Annotated in this window: 20 protein-coding genes; 7 read left to right on the top strand and 13 right to left on the bottom strand. The window is 71.1% G+C overall.

Translation table 11 applies throughout. The annotated features are described in order from the left end of the window. The first annotated feature begins 152 nt into the window (after positions 1-152). From RI554_04035 to RI554_04015, 5 genes are all read left to right on the top strand, one after another. The gene (locus RI554_04035; GenBank protein MDR9391179.1) at positions 153-962 is read left to right on the top strand and encodes a fructosamine kinase family protein; all 810 of its coding nucleotides are present in this window, start codon (positions 153-155) and stop codon (positions 960-962) included. A 105-nt stretch (positions 963-1,067) separates the two neighbouring features. Continuing rightward, positions 1,068-2,564, top strand: a complete 1,497-nt coding sequence (locus RI554_04030) for an ABC transporter substrate-binding protein (GenBank protein MDR9391178.1) — start codon at positions 1,068-1,070, stop codon at positions 2,562-2,564. Between the two features lie 64 nt (positions 2,565-2,628). After that, positions 2,629-3,573, top strand: coding sequence for an ABC transporter permease (locus tag RI554_04025; protein ID MDR9391177.1), 945 nt, complete (start codon positions 2,629-2,631; stop codon positions 3,571-3,573). Then, positions 3,570-4,388 (top strand): ABC transporter permease, encoded by an 819-nt coding sequence (locus RI554_04020; protein ID MDR9391176.1) that lies wholly within the window; start codon positions 3,570-3,572, stop codon positions 4,386-4,388. The genes RI554_04025 and RI554_04020 overlap by 4 nt, the downstream gene beginning before the upstream one ends. Positions 4,389-4,493: 105 nt before the next feature. Beyond that, on the top strand, positions 4,494-6,215 hold the full coding sequence (locus RI554_04015) for a M28 family peptidase (GenBank protein MDR9391175.1): 1,722 nt from the start codon (positions 4,494-4,496) through the stop codon (positions 6,213-6,215). 28 nt (positions 6,216-6,243) lie between these two features. Here the strand turns inward: RI554_04015 and RI554_04010 are convergent, their stop codons facing one another. The 8 genes from RI554_04010 to RI554_03975 form a co-directional block, all read right to left on the bottom strand. Beyond that, positions 6,244-6,780 carry a nitroreductase family protein gene (locus RI554_04010; protein MDR9391174.1) on the bottom strand — a complete coding sequence of 179 codons (537 nt, stop codon included), beginning with the start codon at positions 6,778-6,780 and terminating at the stop codon, positions 6,244-6,246. Further along, positions 6,777-7,346, bottom strand: a complete 570-nt coding sequence (locus RI554_04005; protein MDR9391173.1) for a nitroreductase family protein — start codon at positions 7,344-7,346, stop codon at positions 6,777-6,779. Before RI554_04005 ends, RI554_04010 begins: the two co-directional genes overlap by 4 nt. Beyond that, a complete protein-coding gene (locus tag RI554_04000) occupies positions 7,343-8,332 on the bottom strand; it encodes an ABC transporter ATP-binding protein (GenBank protein MDR9391172.1) in 990 nt (329 codons plus the stop codon). Before RI554_04000 ends, RI554_04005 begins: the two co-directional genes overlap by 4 nt. Then, positions 8,320-9,318: an ABC transporter ATP-binding protein gene (locus RI554_03995; GenBank protein ID MDR9391171.1), complete on the bottom strand. Its 999-nt coding sequence runs from the start codon at positions 9,316-9,318 to the stop codon at positions 8,320-8,322. The genes RI554_04000 and RI554_03995 overlap by 13 nt, the downstream gene beginning before the upstream one ends. 4 nt (positions 9,319-9,322) lie before the next feature. Then, positions 9,323-10,231, bottom strand: coding sequence for an ABC transporter permease (locus RI554_03990; protein ID MDR9391170.1), 909 nt, complete (start codon positions 10,229-10,231; stop codon positions 9,323-9,325). After that, positions 10,224-11,204, bottom strand: coding sequence for an ABC transporter permease (locus RI554_03985; GenBank protein MDR9391169.1), 981 nt, complete (start codon positions 11,202-11,204; stop codon positions 10,224-10,226). The genes RI554_03990 and RI554_03985 overlap by 8 nt, the downstream gene beginning before the upstream one ends. 96 nt (positions 11,205-11,300) lie before the next feature. Continuing rightward, complete coding sequence (locus tag RI554_03980) at positions 11,301-12,953, bottom strand: ABC transporter substrate-binding protein (protein MDR9391168.1); 1,653 nt, start codon at positions 12,951-12,953, stop codon at positions 11,301-11,303. Continuing rightward, entirely contained in the window at positions 12,950-13,699 is a 750-nt protein-coding gene (locus RI554_03975; protein ID MDR9391167.1) for an aspartate/glutamate racemase family protein, read from the bottom strand. Before RI554_03975 ends, RI554_03980 begins: the two co-directional genes overlap by 4 nt. A gap of 163 nt (positions 13,700-13,862) precedes the next feature. On the opposite strand from RI554_03975, the gene RI554_03970 reads away from it, so the two are divergent. Next, positions 13,863-14,630 (top strand): IclR family transcriptional regulator, encoded by a 768-nt coding sequence (locus RI554_03970; GenBank protein ID MDR9391166.1) that lies wholly within the window; start codon positions 13,863-13,865, stop codon positions 14,628-14,630. A 100-nt stretch (positions 14,631-14,730) separates the two neighbouring features. Continuing rightward, positions 14,731-15,933, top strand: a complete 1,203-nt coding sequence (locus RI554_03965; GenBank protein MDR9391165.1) for a membrane dipeptidase — start codon at positions 14,731-14,733, stop codon at positions 15,931-15,933. Between the two features lie 7 nt (positions 15,934-15,940). On the opposite strand, the gene RI554_03960 is transcribed toward RI554_03965, so the two are convergent. From RI554_03960 to RI554_03940, 5 genes are all read right to left on the bottom strand, one after another. Continuing rightward, entirely contained in the window at positions 15,941-17,128 is a 1,188-nt protein-coding gene (locus tag RI554_03960) for an amidohydrolase family protein (protein MDR9391164.1), read from the bottom strand. Positions 17,129-17,204: 76 nt separating this feature from the next. Then, complete coding sequence (locus RI554_03955) at positions 17,205-18,086, bottom strand: ABC transporter permease (GenBank protein MDR9391163.1); 882 nt, start codon at positions 18,084-18,086, stop codon at positions 17,205-17,207. A 1-nt stretch (position 18,087) separates the two neighbouring features. Then, complete coding sequence (locus tag RI554_03950; protein ID MDR9391162.1) at positions 18,088-19,029, bottom strand: ABC transporter permease; 942 nt, start codon at positions 19,027-19,029, stop codon at positions 18,088-18,090. Between the two features lie 82 nt (positions 19,030-19,111). After that, complete coding sequence (locus RI554_03945) at positions 19,112-20,659, bottom strand: ABC transporter substrate-binding protein (GenBank protein ID MDR9391161.1); 1,548 nt, start codon at positions 20,657-20,659, stop codon at positions 19,112-19,114. 79 nt (positions 20,660-20,738) lie between these two features. Beyond that, positions 20,739-22,684 (bottom strand): CocE/NonD family hydrolase (locus tag RI554_03940; protein MDR9391160.1); only part of this gene is annotated, 1,946 nt, incomplete at its 5' end.

Genomic DNA, 22,684 nt, shown 5'->3' with positions numbered 1-22,684 from the left:
CGCCGCGACGACGCGGAGGCCGCGGAGTTCGAACGGACCGGGATCGAACCCACCCACCCGTCCGCCCCCGAGGCCGCGACGGACGACGAGGACGACGACCCCCCCGTGTGGGTGTTCGACCGCCCCGAACGCGCCTGACGTACCCTCGGGGCGTGCCCACCCCCCTCGCCACCCGCATCGCCGCGGCGCTCGGAAGACGCGTCGTCCGGGAAGCCCCCCTCGGCGGCGGGGACCTCGGCGCGGTGCGGCGGGTGACCCTGGACGACGGCCGCACGGTCGTCGCGAAGGCCGGGACCGGCCTGCGGCGCGAAGCGCGCATGCTCGCCGCCCTCCGCGTAGCGGGCGCCCCCACGCCCGACGTGCTGCACGTGGACGACGACGTCCTCGTCCTCGAAGACGTCCCCGACGCAGGCCGCCTCGACGCCGCGACCTGGGAGGACCTCGGCGCGGTGCTGGCCCGCCTCCACGCCGACGTCGGGACCGCCTACGGATGGGACGAGGACGCCGCCTTCGGGGACGTCGTCCTCGCCAACGCCTGGACCGACGCCTGGCCCCGCTTCTGGGCCGAGCGGCGCCTCGCGGCCCACCTCCCACACCTCCCCCCCGACCTCGCCGCCCGCGTCGAGCGACTCGCCGGCACCCTCGACGCGCGCCTCCCGGCGCACCCGCCCGCCGCGCTGCTGCACGGCGACCTGTGGACCGGCAACGTCCTCGCCTCCGGGGGGCGCGTCACGGCGTTGATCGATCCCGCGGCGTACCGCGGGCACGGCGAGGTCGACCTCGCGATGCTGCACCTCTTCGGGCGTCCGGGCCCCACCCTCGACGCCGCGTACGGCGCGCCCCCCGACGCGGGGGAGCGACGCCCGATCTACCAACTCGAGCCCGCCCTCGTGCACCTCCGCCTGTTCGGGCCGGGCTACCGTGGGCTCGTCGACCGGCTGCTACGCATGACCGGCGTCTGACGCCGGGTCGATAGCCTCTCCCCGTCGTCGCGCCCCGGGGCGCGCGTGCACTCTCAGGGTCGGTCCGCGTCGGCCGCGCGGCCCCCACCCCCTCCGGAGGACTCCATGCACCGAGCCGTTCGCTCCCTCACCCGCTCGCTCACCCTCACCCTCGCGCTCGCCCTCCCCGCGGGCGGCCTCGCGCAGACGCTGGTCGTGGCCAGCGGCGCGCAACCCGACACCCTCGACCCGCAGGCGACCTCGGCGACGAGCGCCTTCCAGATCGCCAAGTCGATCTACGACACCCTCGTCGAGGTCGCCCAGGACGGCACCCTCCAGCCGCTCCTCGCCGACGACTGGACCGTCAGCGAAGACGGCCTCACCTGGACCTTCACGCTGAACGAAGCGACGTTCCACGACGGCACCGCGTTCGACGCCGACGACGTCGTCGCCAGCCTGAACCGCATCGCCGACCCCGACGTCTCCCCCAAGGCGGACGAGTTCGAGGCGATCGACGCCGTCGTCGCCGTCGATCCGCGCACCGTCCGGCTCGAGCTGAGCCGGCCCGCGCCGGCGTTGCTCGCCAGCCTCGCGTCGGGCTGGGGCGCGATGCTGCCGTCGGAGAAGCTCGAGGCCGGCCACGACTTCGGCACCGACCCGGTCGGCACCGGCGCCTTCCGCCTCGATATGTGGGTCCGCGACGGCTACGTTCGCCTCGAGGCGAACCCCGACTACTTCGCCGGCGCCCCGGCGATCGACGCCGCGGAGATCCGCTTCGTCGAGGACGCCGCCGTGCAGGCCCAGGGCCTCCTCGCCGGCGACTTCCACGTCATCGCCGACCCCGCCACCGCCGACCTCCCCACCCTCGAGAGCAACCCCGACGTCGAGCTCGTCCAGGAGCCCTCCGGCACGGTGCTGGTGACGTCGATCAACACCCGTCGTCCCTACCTCGAGGACGCCCGCGTCCGCCGCGCGCTGAACCTCGCCGTCGACGCCGAGACCGTCCTCGAGGTCGCCTACGGCGGCGGCACCCCGACCGGCACCTTCATGGAGCCCGGCAGCCCCTGGCTGCCCGGCGACGTCGAGCCGTACGGCTACGACCCCGAGCGCGCCCGCGCGTTGCTCGACGAAGCCGGCGTCCCCGACGACCTGACGCTCGACATGGCGCTCCCGCAGCCGTACGAGGTGCACGTCCAGGCGGGCCAGATCGTGCAGGACATGCTCGGGGACGTCGGCATCGACGTCGAGATCCGCGTCGTCGAGTGGGGCGTGTGGCTCGGCGAGGTGTACGGCGGACCCCGCGACTTCGACCTCACCGTCATCGGGCACACCGGCAAGCTCGACCCGACCGGGCGGCTGGGCGGCTACGGCGACCCCGACGCGACCTACACCGGCTGGGACGACGCGGAAGCGGTCGACCTGCTCGCCGAAGCGGCGCAGGTCAGCGACCGCGAGACGCGCGGCACCCTGTACGCCGACGTGCTGACGCGGATGCACGAGAACCCGCCGTTCGTGTACTTCGGCGCGTCGAACCGAAGCTACGCGCAGCGCGCGGACGTGAACGGCTTCTGGATCACGCCGCTGCTCGACAGCTTCGACCTCCGCTCCGTTACGCTGGACTGACGCGGGACCGCGCGGGGCCGCCGGGGACCGACCCCGGCGCCCCCGCCGCCCCCGTCGGACCTCCATGGGGCTTCCCGTCTACCTCCTCCGCACCCTCGGCGCGCTCGCCGTCACCGCCGCCCTCGTCGCGACGCTCGTGTTCTTCGCGACCGACGCGCTGCCCGGCGATGCGGCCGCCGTGCGCGGCGGGACCGACGCGAGCGACGCGGCGCGCGCCGCGATCCGCGCCGAGTTGGGCCTCGACGCCCCCACCTGGGTCCGCTACGGCGCCTGGTGGGGCGACCTGGTGCAGGGCGACCTCGGCACGTCGTACCGCGAACGCCGCCCCGTCGCCACGATCCTCGCCGAACGCCTCCCCGTCACCGCCGCCCTGGCCGCGTCGGCGCTGGCGGCCTCGCTGCTGGTCGGGGTGGGGCTGGGGCTCGCCGCCGCCGCCCGCCCGGGCGGCGCGGTCGATCGCGGCGTCCTGGCGTTCACCACCGCCGGCCTGGCGCTCCCCGAGTTCTGGATCGGCTTCGTGTTGCTCCTCGCCTTCGCCGTCACCTGGCCGGTCCTGCCGCTCCTCGGCCTCCCCAGCGACGGCGGCGTCGGGGCGTGGGCGACGCACCTGATCCTGCCCGTCGCGACGCTGGCGCTGCCCCGCGCCGCGCAGCTCGCGCGGGTCGTGCGCGCCACCGCCCTCGAGCGACGCCGAGCCGACTGGATGCGCACCGTCCGCGCGAAGGGGGCCGGCCCGCTGCGGCAAACCCGCCACCTCGCCGCCAACGCCCTCCCCGCCCTGCTGCCCCTCGTCGCGCTGGAGGCGGGCGGCCTACTGACGGGGACGATCGTCGTCGAGCAGGTGTTCGGCCTCCCGGGGCTCGGGGCGACGTTGATCGGGGCGATCGGGGCGCGCGACGTCCCGGTCGTCCAGGGCGCCACCCTTCTCGCGGTCGGCGTGTACGTCCTCGCCAACGTCGCGGCCGACGTCGCGCAAGCCGCCGCCGACCCCCGGGTGCGCGACGCGTGACCCGCCTCCGTCGCACGCCCCCCCGGCTTCGCGCCGGCCTAGCGCTGTTCGCCCTCGTCCTCCTCGCCACCCTCCTCGGGCCCGAGGTGTGGCCGCACGACCCCCTCGACCCCGACTACGGCGCGACGTACGCCGCACCCTCGGCCCGGCACCCGCTCGGCACCGACGGGCTCGGCCGCGACGTCCTCGCCCGCACCCTCGCGGGCGGGCGGGTGTCGCTCGTCATCGCGGTCGGCGCGGCCCTCGCGACGCTCCTCCTCGGGGGGGCGGCGGGCCTCGCCGCGAGCGCCGCCGGCCGCCGCGTCGACGCCGTCCTCGTGCGGGCCTTCGACGCCCTCCTGGCGTTCCCCGGCTTCCTCCTCGTGTTGCTCGTCGTCGCCGGGCTGGGCGGCGGGACGCTGCAGACGCTCGGCGCACTCGCCGTCGCCGGCGCCCCGCTGTACTTCCGTCTCGTGCGGGGCTTCGCGCGCTCGCTCCGCAGCGCGGATCACGTGACCGCCGCCGAGGCGCTCGGGGCGACGCGCTGGCGGACGACCGTCCGCCACGTCGCACCGCTCATGGCGGGCCCGGTCCTCGTACAGCTCGCGACGACGATGGTGACGTTCCTGCTGGTCGAGGCGTCGCTCTCCTACCTGGGGGTCGGCGTGTCGCTCCCCACGCCGACGTGGGGCAACGTCCTGCAGGACGCGCGGGCGCTGTTGACGCGACAGCCGTGGGCCGCCGTCGGTCCCGGCCTGGCGCTCGCGAGCGCGACGCTGTCGCTGCAGCTCCTCGCCGACGGCCTGCGCGACGCCTTCGACCCGCAGGGGGCGTGACGCCCTGGCCCTCGCCCGGCGGTCGTGCCACGCGCGGGAACGGCGTGATACCGTAAGCACATATAAAACAGTGTTTTGCTCTGCAAAACACCTAGGAGGATTTTCGTGACCGACGCCGAACGACGTCTCCTCGACGCCATCGACATGAACGTCCCGTGGGATCTCGTGGAGACCTTCGCCACCCGTCCCCGCGTCCATCCCACCGACGTCAACGACGCGGCCGACCTCATCGCCGAGCGCCTCCGCGCTCACGGCGTTCCGGTCACGATGCACGCGCCGACGCTCTACCTCACGATCCCCCACCACGCCGAGGTCCGCGCCGAGGGCGCGACGTTCGGCGGGAAGGCGCCCGCCGGCTGTGCCGACGCGCGCGACGGCGTCCACGGTCCTCTGACGTACGTCCCTGCCGGCTTCGCGTCCGGCAGCGACGACGTCTTCGACACGTTCGACGCTCAGGCGGCGGCGCGAAGCGACGTCGCCGGCAAGATCGCCATTACCGAAGGGTTCGCCAGCCCCGCAACGGTGACGAACCTCGCCCGCCTGGGTGCGCTCGCCGTGATCGCCATCAACCCCGGCGCCGACGCACACTGGGGGACCTGTACGTCGGTGTGGGGGACGCCCGGCGTCGACGAGAAGGACGGCGCGCCCCACGTGCCCGCCATCAACGTCAACCGCCCCGACGGCGACGCCCTCAAGGCCCGCGCCGAACGCGGCGAATCGGCGACGGTCGCCGTCACCATGGAGTCCGGCTGGTTCGAGAGCAAGGTCCCCGAGGTCCGCATCGAGGGGACCGAGAGCGACGACTTCGTGCTGCTCCACGGGCACTACGACAGTTGGGACGTCGGCGTCGGCGACAACGCCACCGGCGACGCGACGCTGCTCGAAGTCGCGCGCCTGCTGTACGCCCATCGCCACGACCTGAAGCGTGGCGTCCGCATCGCCTGGTGGCCCGGCCACTCGACCGGCCGGTACGCCGGCAGCACCTGGTACGCCGACGCCTTCGCCGTCGACCTCGTCGAGCGCTGCGTCGCTCAAGTCAACTGCGACTCTCCGGGCTGCCGCTGGGCGACGGAGTACAAGGACGTTTCCCTGACGGCGGATACCGAAGCGTTCGCCGCACGGGTCATCGAGGACGCCGTGGGGCAACCCCTACACGCCGAGCGCGCCCACCAGGCGGGCGACTACTCGTTCAACAACCTCGGGCTCAGCGGGTACTTCATGCTCCTCTCGACCATGCCGGACGACGTGCGGGCCGAGAAGGGGTACTACGGCGTCGGGGGCTGCGGCGGAAACATCGCCTGGCACACCGAACACGACACCCTCGAGGTCGCCGACCGCGACATCCTCGAGAAGGACGTGCGCATCTACCTGCTCGCCGTCTACCGCAACGCCACCGCCCCTACGCTTCCGCTCGACTTCCGAGCGACGGTCCGCGGCTTCCTCGCCACCATCCAGCGCTACCAGGCGGCGGCGGGCAACGCCTTCGACCTCGGGCCGGCAGGGGAAGCGGCCCAAGCGTTGCTCGACCGACTCGACGAGCTCGCGCAACGCATCGACGCCGGTGACCTCCCCGCCCCTGCGGTCAATGACCTGCTCAAGCGGCTGTCGCGGGACCTCATCGCCTTGGACTACACGACGCGCCCCCGGTTCGATCACGACCCCGCCCTGACGATCCCCCCACTCCCCGACCTGGCCGACGCGGAACGGCTCGACACGATGACGGGCGACGATCGCCGTTTCGCCACGACGTCGCTGCTCCGCGGCCGCAATCGGGTGGTCGCCACGTTGCGCGCCGCACGCGTCGCCGTCGACGCCGTTCTGGCCTGAGGGCATCCCGCGTGGCACCCACGGGACGTCACACCTCGCGTAGCACGTCCTCGAGAGGCAACCGGTACGGTTCCCCGGCACGTTCCGCCGGGGAACCGAGCGCAACGATCGCCAACGGCTCGAGATCGCGATCAAGGGCGAGAGCGGTCCGGGCCGCTTCGGCGTCGAAGCCACCGACCCAAGCGCTCCCGAGTCCGTACGCCGTGGCAGCGATCAACGCCGTCTGGACGGCGGCGGCAACGTCGAGGCGCGCGTAGGCGCGGCCCTCTTCGCCGTACCGCGCCATCGTGCGCAACGGCACCACGCAGACGAGCAGAAGCTCCGGCGCGGTCCGCAACCACGCCTGCTCCGGCGCACTCCGGGCGTACCCGCCGTAGGTCGTCGCGACCAACGCATCGCGTTTGACCGGATCGCGCACGCGCAGGAACATCCACGGTTGCGCATTCCCGCTCGTCGGCGCCCATCGCGCTGCGTCGACGACGTCGCGCACGACCGCGTCCGGGACCGGCTCGGGCGCGAACGCCCGCACGCTCCGCCGCGCCCGAATGGCGTCGAGGGCGTTCACACCTCCCCGCCCGTCGCGTCCACCACGTCACGCCACCGCAGCGACGGCGGCGGTTCGAGCGCTGCACCCGGCGCGGGCCGTCCGAACGCCAGAAGCGCCTGCGGCCGTCGGCGGGGCGACAGCCCCAGCGTCTCGCCGACCGCCCCCCACGCCATCTCCCGCACCCAGTGGCTGGCGACGCCCCGACGCCAGGCGGCGCGACGCAGTTCGCTGCAGGCCACGGCGACGTCCTGCACGCCGAACAGGTGGGCGCCCCGCTCTCCGAACCGGGCCTTGGCGCGACCGACGTCCATCGACACGACGAGCACCCACGGCACGTCCCGCAAGGCGCGCCCCCGATGGTTCGGGGTCGGCCGACCGAGGGCGTCCAGGGCGTGCGCCGCCGCCGCCGCCACGGCGTCGGCGTCCAACACCTGCACGTGCCACGGCTGCAGGTTCGCGGCCGACGAGACCCCCTCGATCCCTGCCAGGATCGCCTCGCGATCGCCGCGGTCGAGGGGCCCGACGAGATCGTCGAGCGGCACGTCGAAGGGCACCTCCCGGCCGGCCAGCGGTCCGGACCTCATGCGTCGAACAGGTGGCAGTGCACGACGTGATTCGGTGCGATCTCGTGCGCGGCGGGCACCTCCTCCGCACACCGGGCGTGCGCCTCGGGGCATCGTTCGCGAAATGGGCATCCGGACGGGACCGCCGTCGCGTCCGGCCGACCCGGAAGGATCGGCAACGCCACGTGCTCCTGCTGCGGATCGGGGGTCGGCACCGCCGCCACGAGAGCCTTGCTGTACGGATGAGCGGGGTTCTGCACCACCGACTCGGTCGGCCCGTCCTCCATCACGCGTCCCAGGTACATCACGACGGTCCTCTCGCACACGTACCTCACCAGGGCGAGGTCGTGCGAGATGTAGACCGCGGTCAGCCCCAGGTCGCGCTTGGCTTCGCGCAGCACGTTCAGGATGCCCGCGCGCACGCTGACGTCCAGCATCGAGACCGGCTCGTCCGCGACGATGAATTCGGGATCGAGCACCAGCGCCCGGGCGAGGACGACACGTTGCAACTGCCCTCCGCTGACCTGGTGAGGGAACTTGTCGAGCAGGCGATCGGGTTCGCGCAAATGCACGCGGTCGAGCGCACGCCGGATGCGCGCCTCGTGGTCGGCGTCGGGGACCCCGGCGTTGGCGAGCGGCTCGACGAGCGAGCGGTACAGGGTGAAGCGAGGGTTGAGCGCCTCGAACGGATTCTGGAACACCAACTGCGCGCGACGCCGGAACGCCGCGAGGTCGGCCGCACCCATCGCGCCGACGTCGGCGCCGTCGTAGCGAATGCTGCCGCTGCTGGGCTCGATGAGGCGAAGCAACAGCCGACCGGTCGTCGTCTTCCCGCACCCGGACTCGCCGACCAAGCCGACGCCCTCACCCCGCCGGATCGTGAGGTCGACGCCGTCCACGGCTCGGACGACCTCGGGTGCGGCTCCGAAGCGTGCGAACGGCGTGCCACGGCGTTCGTAGTGTTTCGTGAGGCCTCGGACCTCCACCAGGTTCGTCACGTCTGCCACGTCGTCACCTCGCTCGCCTCGCGCCGCAACGCCTCGGCATCGTCGTGCCGCCAGCAGGCGGCGGCGTGCCCCTCGTCGAGCGATACGAGCGCGGGCTGCGTCGCGCAGCGGGGCTCGACGAAGGGACAGCGGGGAGCGAACCGGCACCCTTCGGGCGGCGCGTGGAGGTCGGGGGGCGCCCCCTCGATGGGTACGAGGGTACGCGCCGCCCGCCCCAGGTCGGGGAAGGCGTTCATCAGGCCCATCGAGTACGGATGCACGGGCCGACCGAGCACGGTGTCGACGGGACCGACTTCGGCGACCTTGCCGGCATACATGACGGCGACGCGGTCGCAGACGTACGCCACGACGCTGATGTCGTGCGTGACCAGCAACACCGAGATCCCGAGGCGTTTCTGGAGGTCGTTGAGGGTATCGAGGATCTGGCGTTGCACGATCACGTCGAGGGCGGTGACCGGCTCGTCCGCGATGACGAGTTTCGGATCGAGCGCGAGGGCCAGGGCAATGGCGGCGCGTTGACGCATCCCCCCGGAAAACTCGTGCGGATAGTCGCGCAGGCGGTTGGCTTCGATGCCGACCAACGCGAACAGCTCCTCGGAACGCGCCCGCGCCGCGGCGCGCCGCATGCCGCCGCGCCGCACGAGGACCTCGAGGAGTTGGTCGCCGACCCGGTACACCGGATCGAGCGAGTTCATGGCGCTCTGCGGAATGTACGCCACGTCACGCCAACGGAGGTCGTTCCAGGCGCGTGACCCCGCGGCGACGAGGTCGCGCCCCTCGAAACGGATCTCGCCCCGCTCGATCGAGGCGTTCCCGGCCATGACGCCGATGAGCGATCGGGCGAGCGTCGTTTTGCCGCAGCCGGACTCGCCGACGAGACCGACGATCTCGCCCTCCGGCACGACGAGATCGACGCCGTCGACGGCACGAAGGTCCCCCTGCGGGGTGCGGTAGCGAATGGTGAGGTCGTGGGTTTCCAGAAGCACGGCGTCAGTCCTTGAGTTTCGGAAAGAGGAGTTCCTCGTACCCGCGGCTGATGAAGAAGCCGGCGACGACGATGGCGACGATGGCGAGACCGGGAGGCACGAACCAGTGCCACGCCCCCCGCGAGAGGGCTTGGCTGACGTAGGCGTCCTGAAGCATGTACCCCCAGGAGATCTGGTCGGTTGCACCGAACCCGAGGAAGGAGATGCTCGCCTCGGTCAGGATGGCCCACCCCACGGCGATGGAGCCGTAGAGGAGGCTGATGGGGAGCACGTTCGGGGCGATGTGGACGAACAGGATGCGCGGGGTCGACGATCCCGACACGCGGGCGGCCTCGACGAACGCGCGGTGCTTCACCGTCAACACCTGGGAGCGGATGACGCGACCGGTGTCGCGCCACAGGATGAGCGACATCGCAAGGACCACGTTCCAGATGCTGGGCTCCAGGAAGGCGGAGAGCACGATCACGAAGGGGAGGAAGGGGATGCCGAAGGCGACGTCGGTGATGCGCATGAGCACCGTGTCGACGAGGCCGCCCATGTAGCCCGCGACGAGGCCGACGACGGTGCCGATGGCGACCACGAAGAACGCTGCGACCAGGCCGACGAGGAGGGCGCTGCGGGTCCCGTACAGGAGCTGGGAGTAGATGTCGCGGCCGAGACTGGTGGTGCCCAGCGGGTGCTCGGCGTTGGGGGCGAGATCGGCGGCCAGCATTCCCTCGGGCGTGAACAGGATCTCGGTCGGCTCGTAGGGCGCAAGGACGCCGGCGAAGGCGGCGACCGCGACGAAGACGACGTAGACGAGGGCACCGGTGAAGGCGTACCGATCGGACACCAGGACCTTCGCCAGCGAACGCACGCTGCGGAACGCCGCCGCGCGGCGCGAGGGCCGCAACCGGACCGTCGCGTCAGCCATCTTGGCTCACCCGCGGATCCAGCACGTTGTAGAGCAGGTCGGCGACGAAGTTCATGAACACCATCACCGTCGCGATCATCAGGAAGGCCCCTTGGGCGAGGGGGTAGTCGCTCGCCGAGACGGCGCGCACCAACAACCGTCCGATGCCGGGCCAGGAGAAGACGGTCTCGACGACGACGTTCCCGCCGATCGAGTAGCCGATCCCGAGCGCAAAGGCGGTCAGAACCGGCAGCAATGCGTTCCGCGCGGCGTGGCGCACCAGGACCGTCCAGGTGGACAAGCCCTTCATGCGGGCCATGGTGACGAAGTCCTCCTTCAGCGTCTCGAGCATGTTCGAGCGCATCAGGAGAAGGGGGAGGCCGTGCAGGTAGATGGCCAGGGTCGCCGCCGGAAGGAACAGGTGGCGAAGGAAATCGAGGGAGAAGAACCGCCCCGGCCCCACGGCCGCCTCCGACCCCGCGGTGAAGGCCCCGCCTGCGGGAAACCAGCCGAGTTGGAAACTGAAGATGGCGAGCAGGATCATGCCCAACCAGAACTCCGGAGCGGCGCGCGTCAGGAGGACGAGGGGAATGGCGACGCCCTCGAACCTCGAGGTGCGCAACCAGGCGAGCAGCGCACCGAAGAGCACGCCCACGACGTAGGCGATGACGAGAGCGACGAGGGTCAGCGCCAGCGTGTTGGGGAACACGTCCCACAACAGCGACGTCACGCTGTCGCGATAGAAGAACGAATCTCCGAGGTCGCCCTGCACGAGGTTGCCGAGATAGATGACGTACTGCTCGTGGAGCGGTCGATCGAGCCCGAAGCGCTCGAGCAGCTCCGCCTGTTGCGCCTCCGTGAACGTGGGGTCGATGTACGCCACGAGCGGATTGCCGGGCATGAGGCGAAAGACGAGAAACAAGATCGTCGCGACCGCCCAGAGGACGAACACCATCTGGGCGAAGCGACTGGCGATGCGACGGGCGGTGCGCATGGGGTGGGGGGTCCCTCCGGGTCGGGCGGGGATGCGCGGGTTGGGTACGCCCCGGACGATGGCACGCATCGTCCGGGGCGCGGCGCGAACGGGAGGTCAGTCGGCGAGCGTTTCGGTGACGCCGTCGGGGTAGCGAAGCGCGCCCGACCCGTCGACCGTGTACCCGGCCTCCTCGAGAATCGCCTTCGAGACGTCGAGACCGGTCTCGAGGTCCATGACGCTTTCGTCGTGCCAGAACGGCAACGCCGGGCTGACGGGCGAGTTCGACGGCACCGCGAAGCCGCGGTAGGCGGCCTGCGCGATCAGGTTGCGGTTCACCGCCTGCGACAACGCCTGGCGGAACGCCGGGTCGTCGAACGGCGGGCGCCGGTGGTTGAAGCCGATGAAGCGGAACCCGATGTCGGTGCTGGCGACGACGTCGATCGGCTCGCCCTCCGCGGTGTCGACGAGCACCTGCGGGTCACCGGCGTAGGCGCTGAGGAAGTTCAGTTCGCCGCGGCGCAGCATCCCGACCGCCGCTTCGGAGTTCGGGACGATGCGAAGGATCCAGCGGTCGTAGGACGGGCCGGCGAAGTGGTCGCCGTTCGCGGCGAGCACGACCTCTTCCGAGGGGCGCCAACGTACGAACTCGAACGGGCCGCTCCCGATCGGCATCGCCTCCTGGTACGACTCGGCGTTGTCGGGGTCGTCGGCCAGGTCGGCGAGAATCGGGTCCCACACGTGCTTCGGAACGAGGTTGACCTTCGCGAGGCTGGTGACGAGGAACGCCGCGGAGGGCTGCTTCAGTTCGAAGCGGACGGTCGCGTCGTCGAGCGCCTCGACGCTCTCGATGCCCGAGACGAAGGGCTCGTACATCGGCACTTCACCCCCCATGGGGGCTTCGAAGGAGAAGACGACGTCGTCCACGGTCACGGGCTCCCCGTCGTGCCAGGTCATGCCGCTGCGCAGGGTGACGTCGATGGTGGTTTCGTCGACCCACGTGTACGATTCCGCCGCCCACGGTTGCGGAAGGCCGTCGGGCCCGACCCGCAACAGCCGATCCCAAATCAACTCGGTGATCCAGGAGTCGACCGCACCGCTGATGTAGAGCGGGTTGATCGCCTGGACCACGTCGGCACTGTTCAGGATCATGTCGCGCTGGTCGCCGGACGGTTCGGCGCCGGTGAAGGTCCAAAAGTTCTTGATGCCGATCCCGTTTTGTTCGACGACGGTGTCCGCCTCCCACACGTCGCTACGGAACGCGTACGCGACCTGCGGATGGACGAGGAACATGTACGGCTGGTCGGCGTCGAGCACCTGCTGCGCTTCGGCGATGATCGCCTGGCGGGCGTCGGGGTCGGTTTCCACGCGTTGCGCCTCGGCGAGTGCGTCGTACGAGGGGTTGTCGTAGCCGATGAAGTTGTAGCCACTCTCCGCGGTGCTGGAGTGGAACAGGTTGAAGACGATCTCGTCGGGATCCCCCCGTTCGGGGCGGCCGACCATCTGCCACGCGGTCGCGTCCCACGCGTCGCGGTCGTACCAGACCTGGTCGGCCAGTTGCTCCCACGGCATCGCCTCGACCTCGACGTCGAGGCCGAGGTCGCGCCACGCCTGCGCGATCAGTTGGGCGCTTTGGAACTCCTGAGGCGCGGCGGCCTGGGGGCGCGTGAGGAGCTCGAGGGTGCGGACGTGGTCGCCTTGGGCGAACGCGCCCGCCACCAACGACAAGCACAGGGCGAAGAGAGCGGCGGGTTGGAAGAGCGACGTCATGCGACCACCTCCGTGGGGCGGGGTTCGGGAAGTTTCGGGGGACGGGGGAAGGCGACCTTCGAGTGGGCGATGCCGAGGGCCACCTGGGCCTCGGCGGCCTTGAGGGCGACGGCGTTGGCTTCGAGGACGGGCACGCCCAGCGCGCGCGACACCTCGGCACCGAGTCCCATGAACGACAGCGTCATGCAGCCCAGCATCAGCGTGTCGGCGCGGTGGCGCTCGATGGCGCGTCGGCCCGCGTCGACGACGCCGGCCACGGTGGTCGCACGATCGTTCATCAGGTCGAGGACGGGGATGCCGATGGCCTCGACCGAGGCCAGCTTGTCGAGGACGCCGGCGCGATGCGCCTGGTGTTCCTGACTGGCGACGACGTTGTCGAGGATCGTGACGACGCTGAAGCGGTGGCCGAGCCCTGCGGCGGTGAGGAGCGACGTCTCGCCCGGTCCGATGACCGGGATGGTCACGAGTTCGCGCGCCGCCTCGAGGCCGGGGTCGCCGAAGCACCCGAGGATGACGGCGTCGAAACCGTCGCGTTCGGCCTGAAGGATGCCGTCGAGCGTGGCAGGGACGGACAGCAGTTCGTCGTACGCGGATTCGATGGAAGGGGGCCCTTCGGGGACGTCACGAATCGCGACGTTCGTGCCGGGGAAAGCCATGGCCTGGAGGACGTCGCGCCGTCGTTCCACCTCTTGGCGGCCCATCTTGCCGCGCGACATCGGCCCGGGGACGAGGTACAGAATGTTCATGACGCCTCCTTCTCTCCGTTTCGCCTTTCGAAACACCGTTTCCGATCATAACTATGCGGCGGTCGAGGCGATGCGCGAGTGTAGCGGGGGGTCGCCGAGGTGTCAACACGGCGCGGATGGACTACACTGGCGCGCGACGACGCAGCGGAGATGGGAGCCCTCGATGTCCTACACCATCGCATCGGTCGACCGAGCGATCGATCTCCTCGAAACCCTGGCGGAACACCCCGACGTCGGCGTCACGCACCTCGCCGACCTCATGGGGTCGACCAAGAGTCACGTGTTCCGCCTCCTCTTCACCCTCGAGCAGCGTGGCTACGTTCTCAAGGATCCGGATACCCGTACGTTCCGCCTCGGCTATCGCGCGTTGTTCCTCGGCGACCACGCTCGCGAGCAGGCGTCGCTGCCGGACACCGCCGGGCCCATCATGGACGGCCTCTCCGAAGCGACCGGCGAGAACGTCCACCTCATCGTCCGCGAACGTACGCGCAGCGTCTGCATCGCACTTCGCCAATCCCAGGCCTACCTCCGCCTCTACGCCGAGGTGGGCCGGCACGGTCCGCTCCACGCCGGTGGCGGCAGCGTTCTCCTGTTGGCCTACGCGCCCGACGAGGTGCGTGACGCCGTCCTCGACGGGGAGCTGACCGGCTACACGCGAAAGACGACCACCGATCCGGCGCAACTTCGCGAGGAGCTCGCCCGCGTGCGCCGCCAGGGCTACCACGTGGCCCTCGAAGACCTGGACGAGGGCGCCTTCTCGATCGCTGCGCCCATCCGCGACCACCGGGGCGACGTCATCGCCGCGATCAGCGTCGCCGGACCGGTCGCTCGTCTCGACGACGCCACCCGCGAGAGGCACCTGCGCCTCGCACGCACCGCCGCGGACGACGTCTCCCGGCGGCTCGGGCGCGTCGATCGCGAGCTCGTCTGACCCCCCGCCGCCGCGCCCACCCCACGACACGCTACGCTTGGTTCGTGCACCGAAACGGCGTTTCGCTGAGCGCGTCGGTCGGTCCCGAAAGGAGCCCACGATGAAGGACAAACGCTACGACGGCTACGAGAGCTTCGCCTACCTGGTCCCCGGGGAGGACTACGTGGCCTACCCCCTCGCGCGCCAGACCGACCGTGTTCCGGCGTTCCGCTACCCCGTGGACGACGAGCAGGAGGCCCGCGTTCGCCGCCTCGTGCGGGAGAACCTGGTGATCTCGCTGCACGATCACTGCTTCGTCGCGCCGGAGAACCTCGACGACTTCCTCGCCTTTCGTCGGCAGGGGCGCGACTGGACCGGCTACGCGGGCCTCGCCGAGGCGGGCTTGGACGCGGTGTTCGACAACCTGATGAACGGCACCGCCATGATCACCTCCAAGAACGGCTGGAAGTGGGACGACGTGATCTTCGACCTCGGCATGCGCTTGTCCGACATCGCGCACCAGGACATGGTGACGCTCGCCACGACCACCGACGACGTTCGACGCGCCAAGCAGGAGGGTCGCATCGCCTTCGTCGTCTCCCTCGAGGGCGCCGCCATGATCGAGAACGAAGTCGACCGCATCGACGTGCTCTACGGGCTGGGCGTGCGCTGCCTCGGGATCGCCTACAGCGAGGCGAACGCCCTCGGCTCCGGCCTCAAGGAGCCCCACGACGGCGGCCTCACCACCTTCGGCCGGAAGGCGGTGACCCGCATGAACCGCCTGGGCATGGCGATCGACGTCTCGCACGCCGGAGACCGGACCAGCCTCGACACGATCGAAGCCAGCGACGCCCCCGTCTTCATCACCCACTCCGGCGCACGCGGCCTCTGGGACTCGCGCCGCCTCAAGCCCGACGACGTCCTCCGCGCCTGCGCGGAGAAGGGGGGCGTCGTCGGCATCGAAGCCGCCCCCCACACGACCCTGACCGAGCGCCACCGGCGCCACTCGATCGAATCGTTCATGGAGCACTTCGAGTACTGCGTGGACCTCGTCGGCATCGACCACGTCACGTTCGGCCCCGACGCGCTGTACGGCGATCACGTCGGGCTTCACGACGCCCTCACCGCCCAGCTGTCGCTCGGTGCGTCGAAGGGCGCCCTCGAGTACGAAAAGGTGCCCTACGTCGAGGGGCTCGAAAACCCGACCGAATCGTTCCCCAACATCGTGCGCTGGCTCGTCGCGCACGGCTATGCGGACGAGGACGTCGCCAAGGTGATCGGAGGCAACACCCTGCGCGTGCTCGACACCGTCTGGGCGCGCTGACGGACCCTCAGGTCGGGACGGGCTCGGCACCGAGGCGAACCCGTCCCGCCTGCATCACCATCCGCACCGACCGCACCGCCTCGTGAGGCGACGCGAACGCGTTCCCCTCGAGCGCCACCACGTCCGCGCGGTACCCGACGTCGAGGCGCCCGACGTCGGGCGTCTCCTCGAGCACCCGCGCCCCCTCCCACGTCGCGGCCCGAAACGCCTCCGCAACGGGGACGCCTCGATCGACGAGCCAAACGACCTCCTCCCCGAAGTACCCATGCATCGCATCGGTCCCGACCGCGAAGGCCAACCCGGCCGCCCGCACGCGCTCGAAGGCCACGGCGTCCGCCTCCCGCGCCGCACGCAACTTCGCGAACACGTCCGGATTCGAGGCATCTCCCCGCTCGATGCCGTCGGGATGGTAGGCGATCGACTTCGTCAGCACCAGCGACGTCCCGTGCCGCGCCATGGCGTCCACGTTCTCCTCGGTCAACAGACTTCCGTGCTCGATCGAGTCGACGCCCTCCTCGGCGCAGATCGTGACGCCCGGCCCACCGTGGGCGTGCGCCGCGACCCGGCGCCCCACGCGATGCGCCTCCTCGACGACGGCACGGACCTCCTCGCGTGTGTAGTGGTGGTCGTACAGCCCGCCGGAGGCACTCGACACGCCGCCCGTTACGAAGATCTTGACGTGGTCGGCACCAGCGGCGACGTTGCGCCGCACCGCAGCGCGGACGCCGTCCACGCCATCCGCCACCCCCAGCGCCACCCCGTGCCCGTGCGTGGCGGACAGCGCGGGTCCCGCCACCCGGAGGCGCGGCCCCAGCACGTCGCCCGCGTCGACCAAGTCCTTTGCGGCCAGGTCGATCCCGCCCGGCTCCCCCATGATGCGAGCGGTCGTGACCCCCGAGGCCACGATCGTCTCGAGGTGTTGGGCCGCCCGCAACGCCAACCAAGGCGTGGGCCGAGCCAACTGACCGTGCTGGTCCCCCTCCCCGGGCCGAACGGACAGGTGCGTGTGCGCGTCGACGAAACCGGGCAGGATCGTGGCGTCTCCGAGATCGAGTCGTTCGCGGGCGCGCGGCGCCAGCGAGGGTTCGGGACCCACCGCACGAATCCACCCGCGGTCCACGAGGAGGGCGTGGCGGTCGAGCAACGACGTGCCATCGGCGGACAGCAGGCGGTCGGCGGTCACGAGAAGGGACATGCCCTGGACCGTACGACGTCAGGCGTCGCGCGTCCATCCGTGCGACGCGCCCCCGCCCCACGACGGGCGCCCGGGCTCAGGCCGCGTCGTCGTTGCGGACCTTGACGTCGAACAGGTCGCGGAGCGCTTCGGCGAAGAACGTGAAGCCGAGCGTCGCGACGACCAAAAAGCCGCTGCCGAACAGGATCATCCAGGGCGTCGCCCGGACGTACGTGTAGCCCTCCCGCAGGATCGTGCCCCACGAGGGGGTGGGGGGCGGCACGCCGAGCCCGAGGAAACTCAGGCCCGCCTCGAAGGTCACGACGACGGGGATGTCCATCGCCGCCTGGATGAAGAGCGGCGCGACGGCGTTCGGGAGGATGTGGCGCCCCATCGTCCGGTTGGCCGACGCCCCGAGCGCCTGCGAGGCGGTCACGTACTCCTCCTCGCGCATCTTCAGCGTCTGCGCGCGGATGAGGCGCCCGTAGGAGGGGAAGCGGGTGAGCGCCATGATGAGGATCAACACCGTCAGGCTGGGCCCGGTCAGGGTGATGATCGCGATCGCGAACAACAGTGCCGGGAACGACCGGACGACGTCGAACACCCACAACAGCACCGTCTCCACCCACCCGCGGTAGTACCCCGCGAGCAGGCCGAGCACCATGCCCAGCACCGCCCCGAGGAGCACCGAGGGAAGGGCGACCAGCAGCGCCAGGCGGGCGCCGTACACGAGGCGACTGAAGGTGTCGCGCCCGAGCTGGTCGGTGCCCATCCAGTGGTCGGCGTTGGGGCCGGCGAGGCGTTGCAGGACGTCGATCTCCTGCGGTTCGTACGGCGCGATCCACGGCGCGAAGAGCGCCAGGACCACGATGAGGACGACGAACGCCGTCCCGGTCGCGCCGGTGGCGTCGCGCAGGAGGCGCCCCAGGAGGCTGCGGCGCAGGCGCGTGCGGAAGCGGGGGGCGGCTCGGGTGGTCACGTCACGCCTGCCGAATCCGCGGGTCCACCAGGCCGTAGGACAGGTCGGCCAGGAGGTTCGCCATCGTGTACAGGAACACCGCGACCACCAGGCCGCCCTGCACCACGGGGAAGTTGCGCGATTCGATCGCGTTGAGGATCAGGTACCCCAGGCCGGGGCGCGCGAAGATGATCTCGATCAGCACCGTGCCCCCGAGCAGGTTCCCGAACCCCACGCCCAACACCGCGATCGTGGGGATCAACGCGCCGCGCAGGACGTGCTTGAACAACACCCGCCCGGGCGCGAGGCCCTTGCTGCGGGCGGTCCGCACGTGGTCCTTGGCGATCTCCTCGAGGACCGAGGAACGGATCAACCGCGCGATGTAGCCGACCCACGTGAGCGCGAGCGCGACGAGGGGCAACACCAGGTGGCGGGCCTGATCCAGCAGGTCGCCGGGCGCCCCACCGCCACTGACCGGGAACCAACGCAGCTGCACCGAGAACGCCAGGAGCAACAGCAACCCCGCCACGAACGGCGGGACGGTGATGAAGGCGACCGACAGGAACGCCGTGACGCGGTCCATCCAACTGTTGCGGTAGGCGGCGGCGAACGCCCCGAGGGGCACGCCGATCGCGACCGCCAGCAGGATGCTGCCCACCGCCAGCACGATCGTGTAGGGCAGGACCTCCGCGACCATCACCAGGATGGAGCGGTCGTTGAGGACGTCGGTCCCGAGGTCGCCGCGCGCGACGTTCCCCAGGAACGCCCCGAGCTGCACGAGGATCGGTTCGTCCAGCATCATGCGCTCCCGCATCGACGCGATCATCGCGTCGGTCGCGCGGGGGCCCAGCATCACGATCGCCGGGTCGCCCGGGATCGAACGCAGGACCGTGAACAACAGGACCATCGCGCCGACCACCGTCGCGACGGAGGCCAGCAGCCGGCGGAGGACGAACTCGATCACGTCGGCCCCTGAAACGAGGCGGGCATGGGGATCCTTTCCGGGTCGGTCCGCGCCGCAGGAGCGACGCGGACCGGACCGTGCGTTACTCGGCCGGCTTGTCCCAGAACGGGTACTGCGCGTAGTTCGCGACGAACGACGGGTCGACCGCGCCCTCGCGGTGGACGTACACGCTGGCGCCGTTGGTGGTCCAGATCGCCGCGACGTCCTCGTCGATGAGCTGCTGCATGCGGACGTACGCCGCAGCGCGCTCGTCGGGGTCGGAGGTCCGGGTCGCCTCCGCCTTCAACGCGTCGTACTCCTCGTTGCACCAGTGCCAGTAGTTCCAGGCGCCGACCTGGTCGCAGGAGAACCACTCGAACCAGTAGCCGGGGTCGAGCACCGCGGAGAAGCTGGCGTAGTGGATGCCCTCCATGCCGCCCTGCCCGATGCTTTCGTACATGTTCTGGACGATCTGGATCTCGGCGTCGATGCCGACCTGCGCCAGCTGCTGCTGGACGATGGCGATCGCCTGCTGGTGGTAGGGCACCTCGTTCGTGATCAACGTCGTCTCGAAGCCGCCCTCGTAGCCGGCTTCGGCGAGCAGGGCGCGGGCGCGCTCGAGGTCCGGCTGGTACGCCGGCGCGTCGGCCCAGTGGCCCAGCACGTCGGGCGCCAGCATCGTGTTCGCGCGGTTCGGCACGTCGTTGTAGGCGCCGGTGAGGATCTCGTCGACGTTCACGGCGTAGCGGATCGCCTCCCGGACGCGGACGTCGTCGAACGGCGCGGCGGACTGGTTGAAGCCCAACCAGTGGTAGCGCAGGGTGTCGAGGATCGTCACGACGACGTCGTCCTCCTCCTGGTAGCGCTCGACCGACTCGAGCGAGATCTCGGTCGCGTCGAGCTCACCGACGTCGAACGAGAACTCCGCGATGAGGGGATCGACGATCGGCTCGACGCGGATCGTCTCGAAGTCCGGCGCCTCGCCGTAGTAGGCGTCGAACCGCTCCAGCACGATCGCCTGGTTCGGCTCCCAGGCCGCCCACGCGTAGGGGCCGGAACCGACCGGGTTCGTCGCGATGCGCTCCCCGCGGTCCTCGAAGGCGGCCTTCGAGACGATGCTGCCGGTCGTGAACGGGATCGAGGAGGTGAACAGCGGCGCGTACACCTCGTTCAGGTGGATGCGGCCCTCGTACGGCCCGAGCACCTCGACCCGGTCGAGGGTGCTCCACTCCGAAGCGTAGGGCGACTCGTTCGCCGGGTCGGCGATCCGCTCGAAGGAGAACTTGACGTCCTCCGCGGTGAGTTCCCCGTAGCCGTGGTGGAACTGGATGCCCTCCTTGAGGGTGAAGTCGATCGTGAGGCCGTCCTCGCTGACCTCGACGCTCTCCGCGGCGTCGAGGACGACCTCGCCGGAGCCCTCCTCGAAGCGCATGAGTTTGCTGTAGATCGCCAGGTCGAGGTTGAACTCCTCGTTGCCGTTGTAGTACGCGGGATCCATCGTGGCGATGTCGATGCCGCTGCGCGCGCGGACCGACAGGGTGTCGGGGTCGGCGTCCTGCGCGACGGCGCTGCCGAGCAGCAGGACGAGCGCCGCGAGCCAGGCCAGAGGCCGGACGGCGGGGGTCTGGGTCGTGGGGGTGCGGGGGGTCATGCGATCTCCCGTTCTGCGCGCCGAGAACGTCGCGGGGTCCGGCGTCGGCGCGGGGTGCGCCGGTCCGCGTGGTGCAGCGTCAAACGTGGTCGCGCTCGTACCGCTCTTCGCGTTCGCGTTCGAAGACGCGTTCACCGGCGTCGAAGGCGTCGACCTTGGAGTAGGCGTAGAAGGCGTCGGCATCGGCCCACATGCCGGTCCGCGTCTCGAACGACGCGTCCCAGTCGCCGCGCTGGAACTGCACGACGTTGTGCGCCTCGGTGCGCGCGGACGTGGGGTCGTTCCCGCGGTGGACGTACCGCAACACCTGCGCGAGGGTGACGACCGCGTCGGTGTCGTGGAAGACGACCGTCCCGCCGTCGGCGCGGACCTCGAGGGTGGTTTCCCCCGTCAGGACGTCGTACGTGACCTCGCGCTCGAGGGAGGTGGGCTCGACGAACGTCCGCGGCGTGGGCGGCGCGTTGCGGGGCGGCTGCAGCACCGTCACCTCGCCGTCCCCGTCGCGGGGCGGGCGGACCGGCAGCGTGAAGCGGCCGTCCTTCGCGTCGATCTCGATCGAGGCGAGCGACGGCGACGTCCACGCCAACGGCCACGCGTCGGTCGCGATCGCGAGGCGGACGCGGTGGCCGGCGGGGAAGCGGTAGCCGACGTCGTTGAGTTGGATGCGCACCGGGTACGTCGCGCCCGGCTCGAGCGGGGTGGGCTCGGCGTGCGAGTCGCGGTGCGTGAGGTTGAACAGGGCGTAACTGACGCGGCTCACGCCGCCGTCCGGCCGGACGTCCTCGAGGCGGACGTAGAGGTTGGCCTGCGGCTGGTCGCTGCGGAGCGCCACCTCCAGGACCGGCGCGCCGAGGATCTCGAGGGGCGCGTCCAGCACGGGGCCGTCGAACACGAGCGACTTGCCGTCGGCGGCGCGCTGGTCGGTGGGCAGGTCGCCGGGGCTGCCGTAGCTGCACCAGTCGCCCGCCTCCATGGCGGTCCCGACCGGACTCGAGACCGTCCAGGTGGCGTCCTCGGTCGCTTCGCCCGGCGCGGCCAGGCGCCCCTCGGCGAGGGGGTGGGCGGTCGGCTGGACGTTCGGGCTGGGCCAGGCCGGCTCCCCCACGAAGCGGCCCTCGCGTTCGGCGTGGCCGGCGTCGGGCGGGAGGCTCTCCTGGATCCACGCGCGGAGTTGCGGCTCGTCCATGATGCCGGTCTCCACCCCCTTGAGCCAGCGGTCCCACCAGCGAAGCGCTTCGCCCATGAAGTCCATCGCGGGGCCGGGGACGCCCTGGTCGGGGTAGATGTGCGCCCAGGGGCCGATCAGCCCGAGGCGGGGCACGTCGAGGGTCTCGAGGAGGCGGGGGATGGCGTTCGAGTAGCCGTCCGCCCACCCGCCGACCGCGAACACGGGGCAGCGGATCGCGGCGGGGTTCTCGCACACGGAGCCGTGCTCCCAGAAGGCGTCGCGGCGCTGGTGCTCGAGCCACGGCTCGAGCCAGAAGCGGCCCTCGTCGAGGCGCTTCAGCCAGGTCTCGCGCCAGCCCTCCCCGAACGTGGCGGGGTCGGGCGGCATGAAGTTCCGGCCGTACATGGAGTTGGCCCACATCCAGTTGTCGGTGAGCATGGTGCCGCCCATGTAGTGGATGTCGTCGGCGTAGCGGTCGTCGGTCGAGCACATCGTGATGACCGCCTTGAGCGCCTCGGGGGCGTGCGCGGCGATCTGCAGGCCGTTGAAGCCGCCCCACGAGATGCCGATCATGCCGACGCCGCCGTCGCACCACGGTTGCCGGGCGATCCACTCGATGACCTCGATGCCGTCGAGCTGTTCCTGCAGCAGGTACTCGTCGTGGAGGATGCCTTCGGCGTCGCCGGTCCCGCGCATGTCGACGCGGATCGCGGCGTAGCCGTGCCCCGCCATGTAGGGGTGGTGGGCGTCGTCGCGGACGCGGGTACGGTCGCGGCGGCGGTAGGGCAGGTACTCGAGGATCGCGGGGACGGGGGCGTCCTCCGCCCCTTCGGGCAGCCAGATGCGGGCGGCGAGGG

The sequence above is a fragment of the Trueperaceae bacterium genome (assembly GCA_031581195.1).
Lineage (GTDB): Bacteria > Deinococcota > Deinococci > Deinococcales > Trueperaceae > SLSQ01.
The sequence above is the reverse complement of the archived record's forward strand: the minus strand, read 5'-3'. Positions and strand labels throughout refer to the sequence as shown.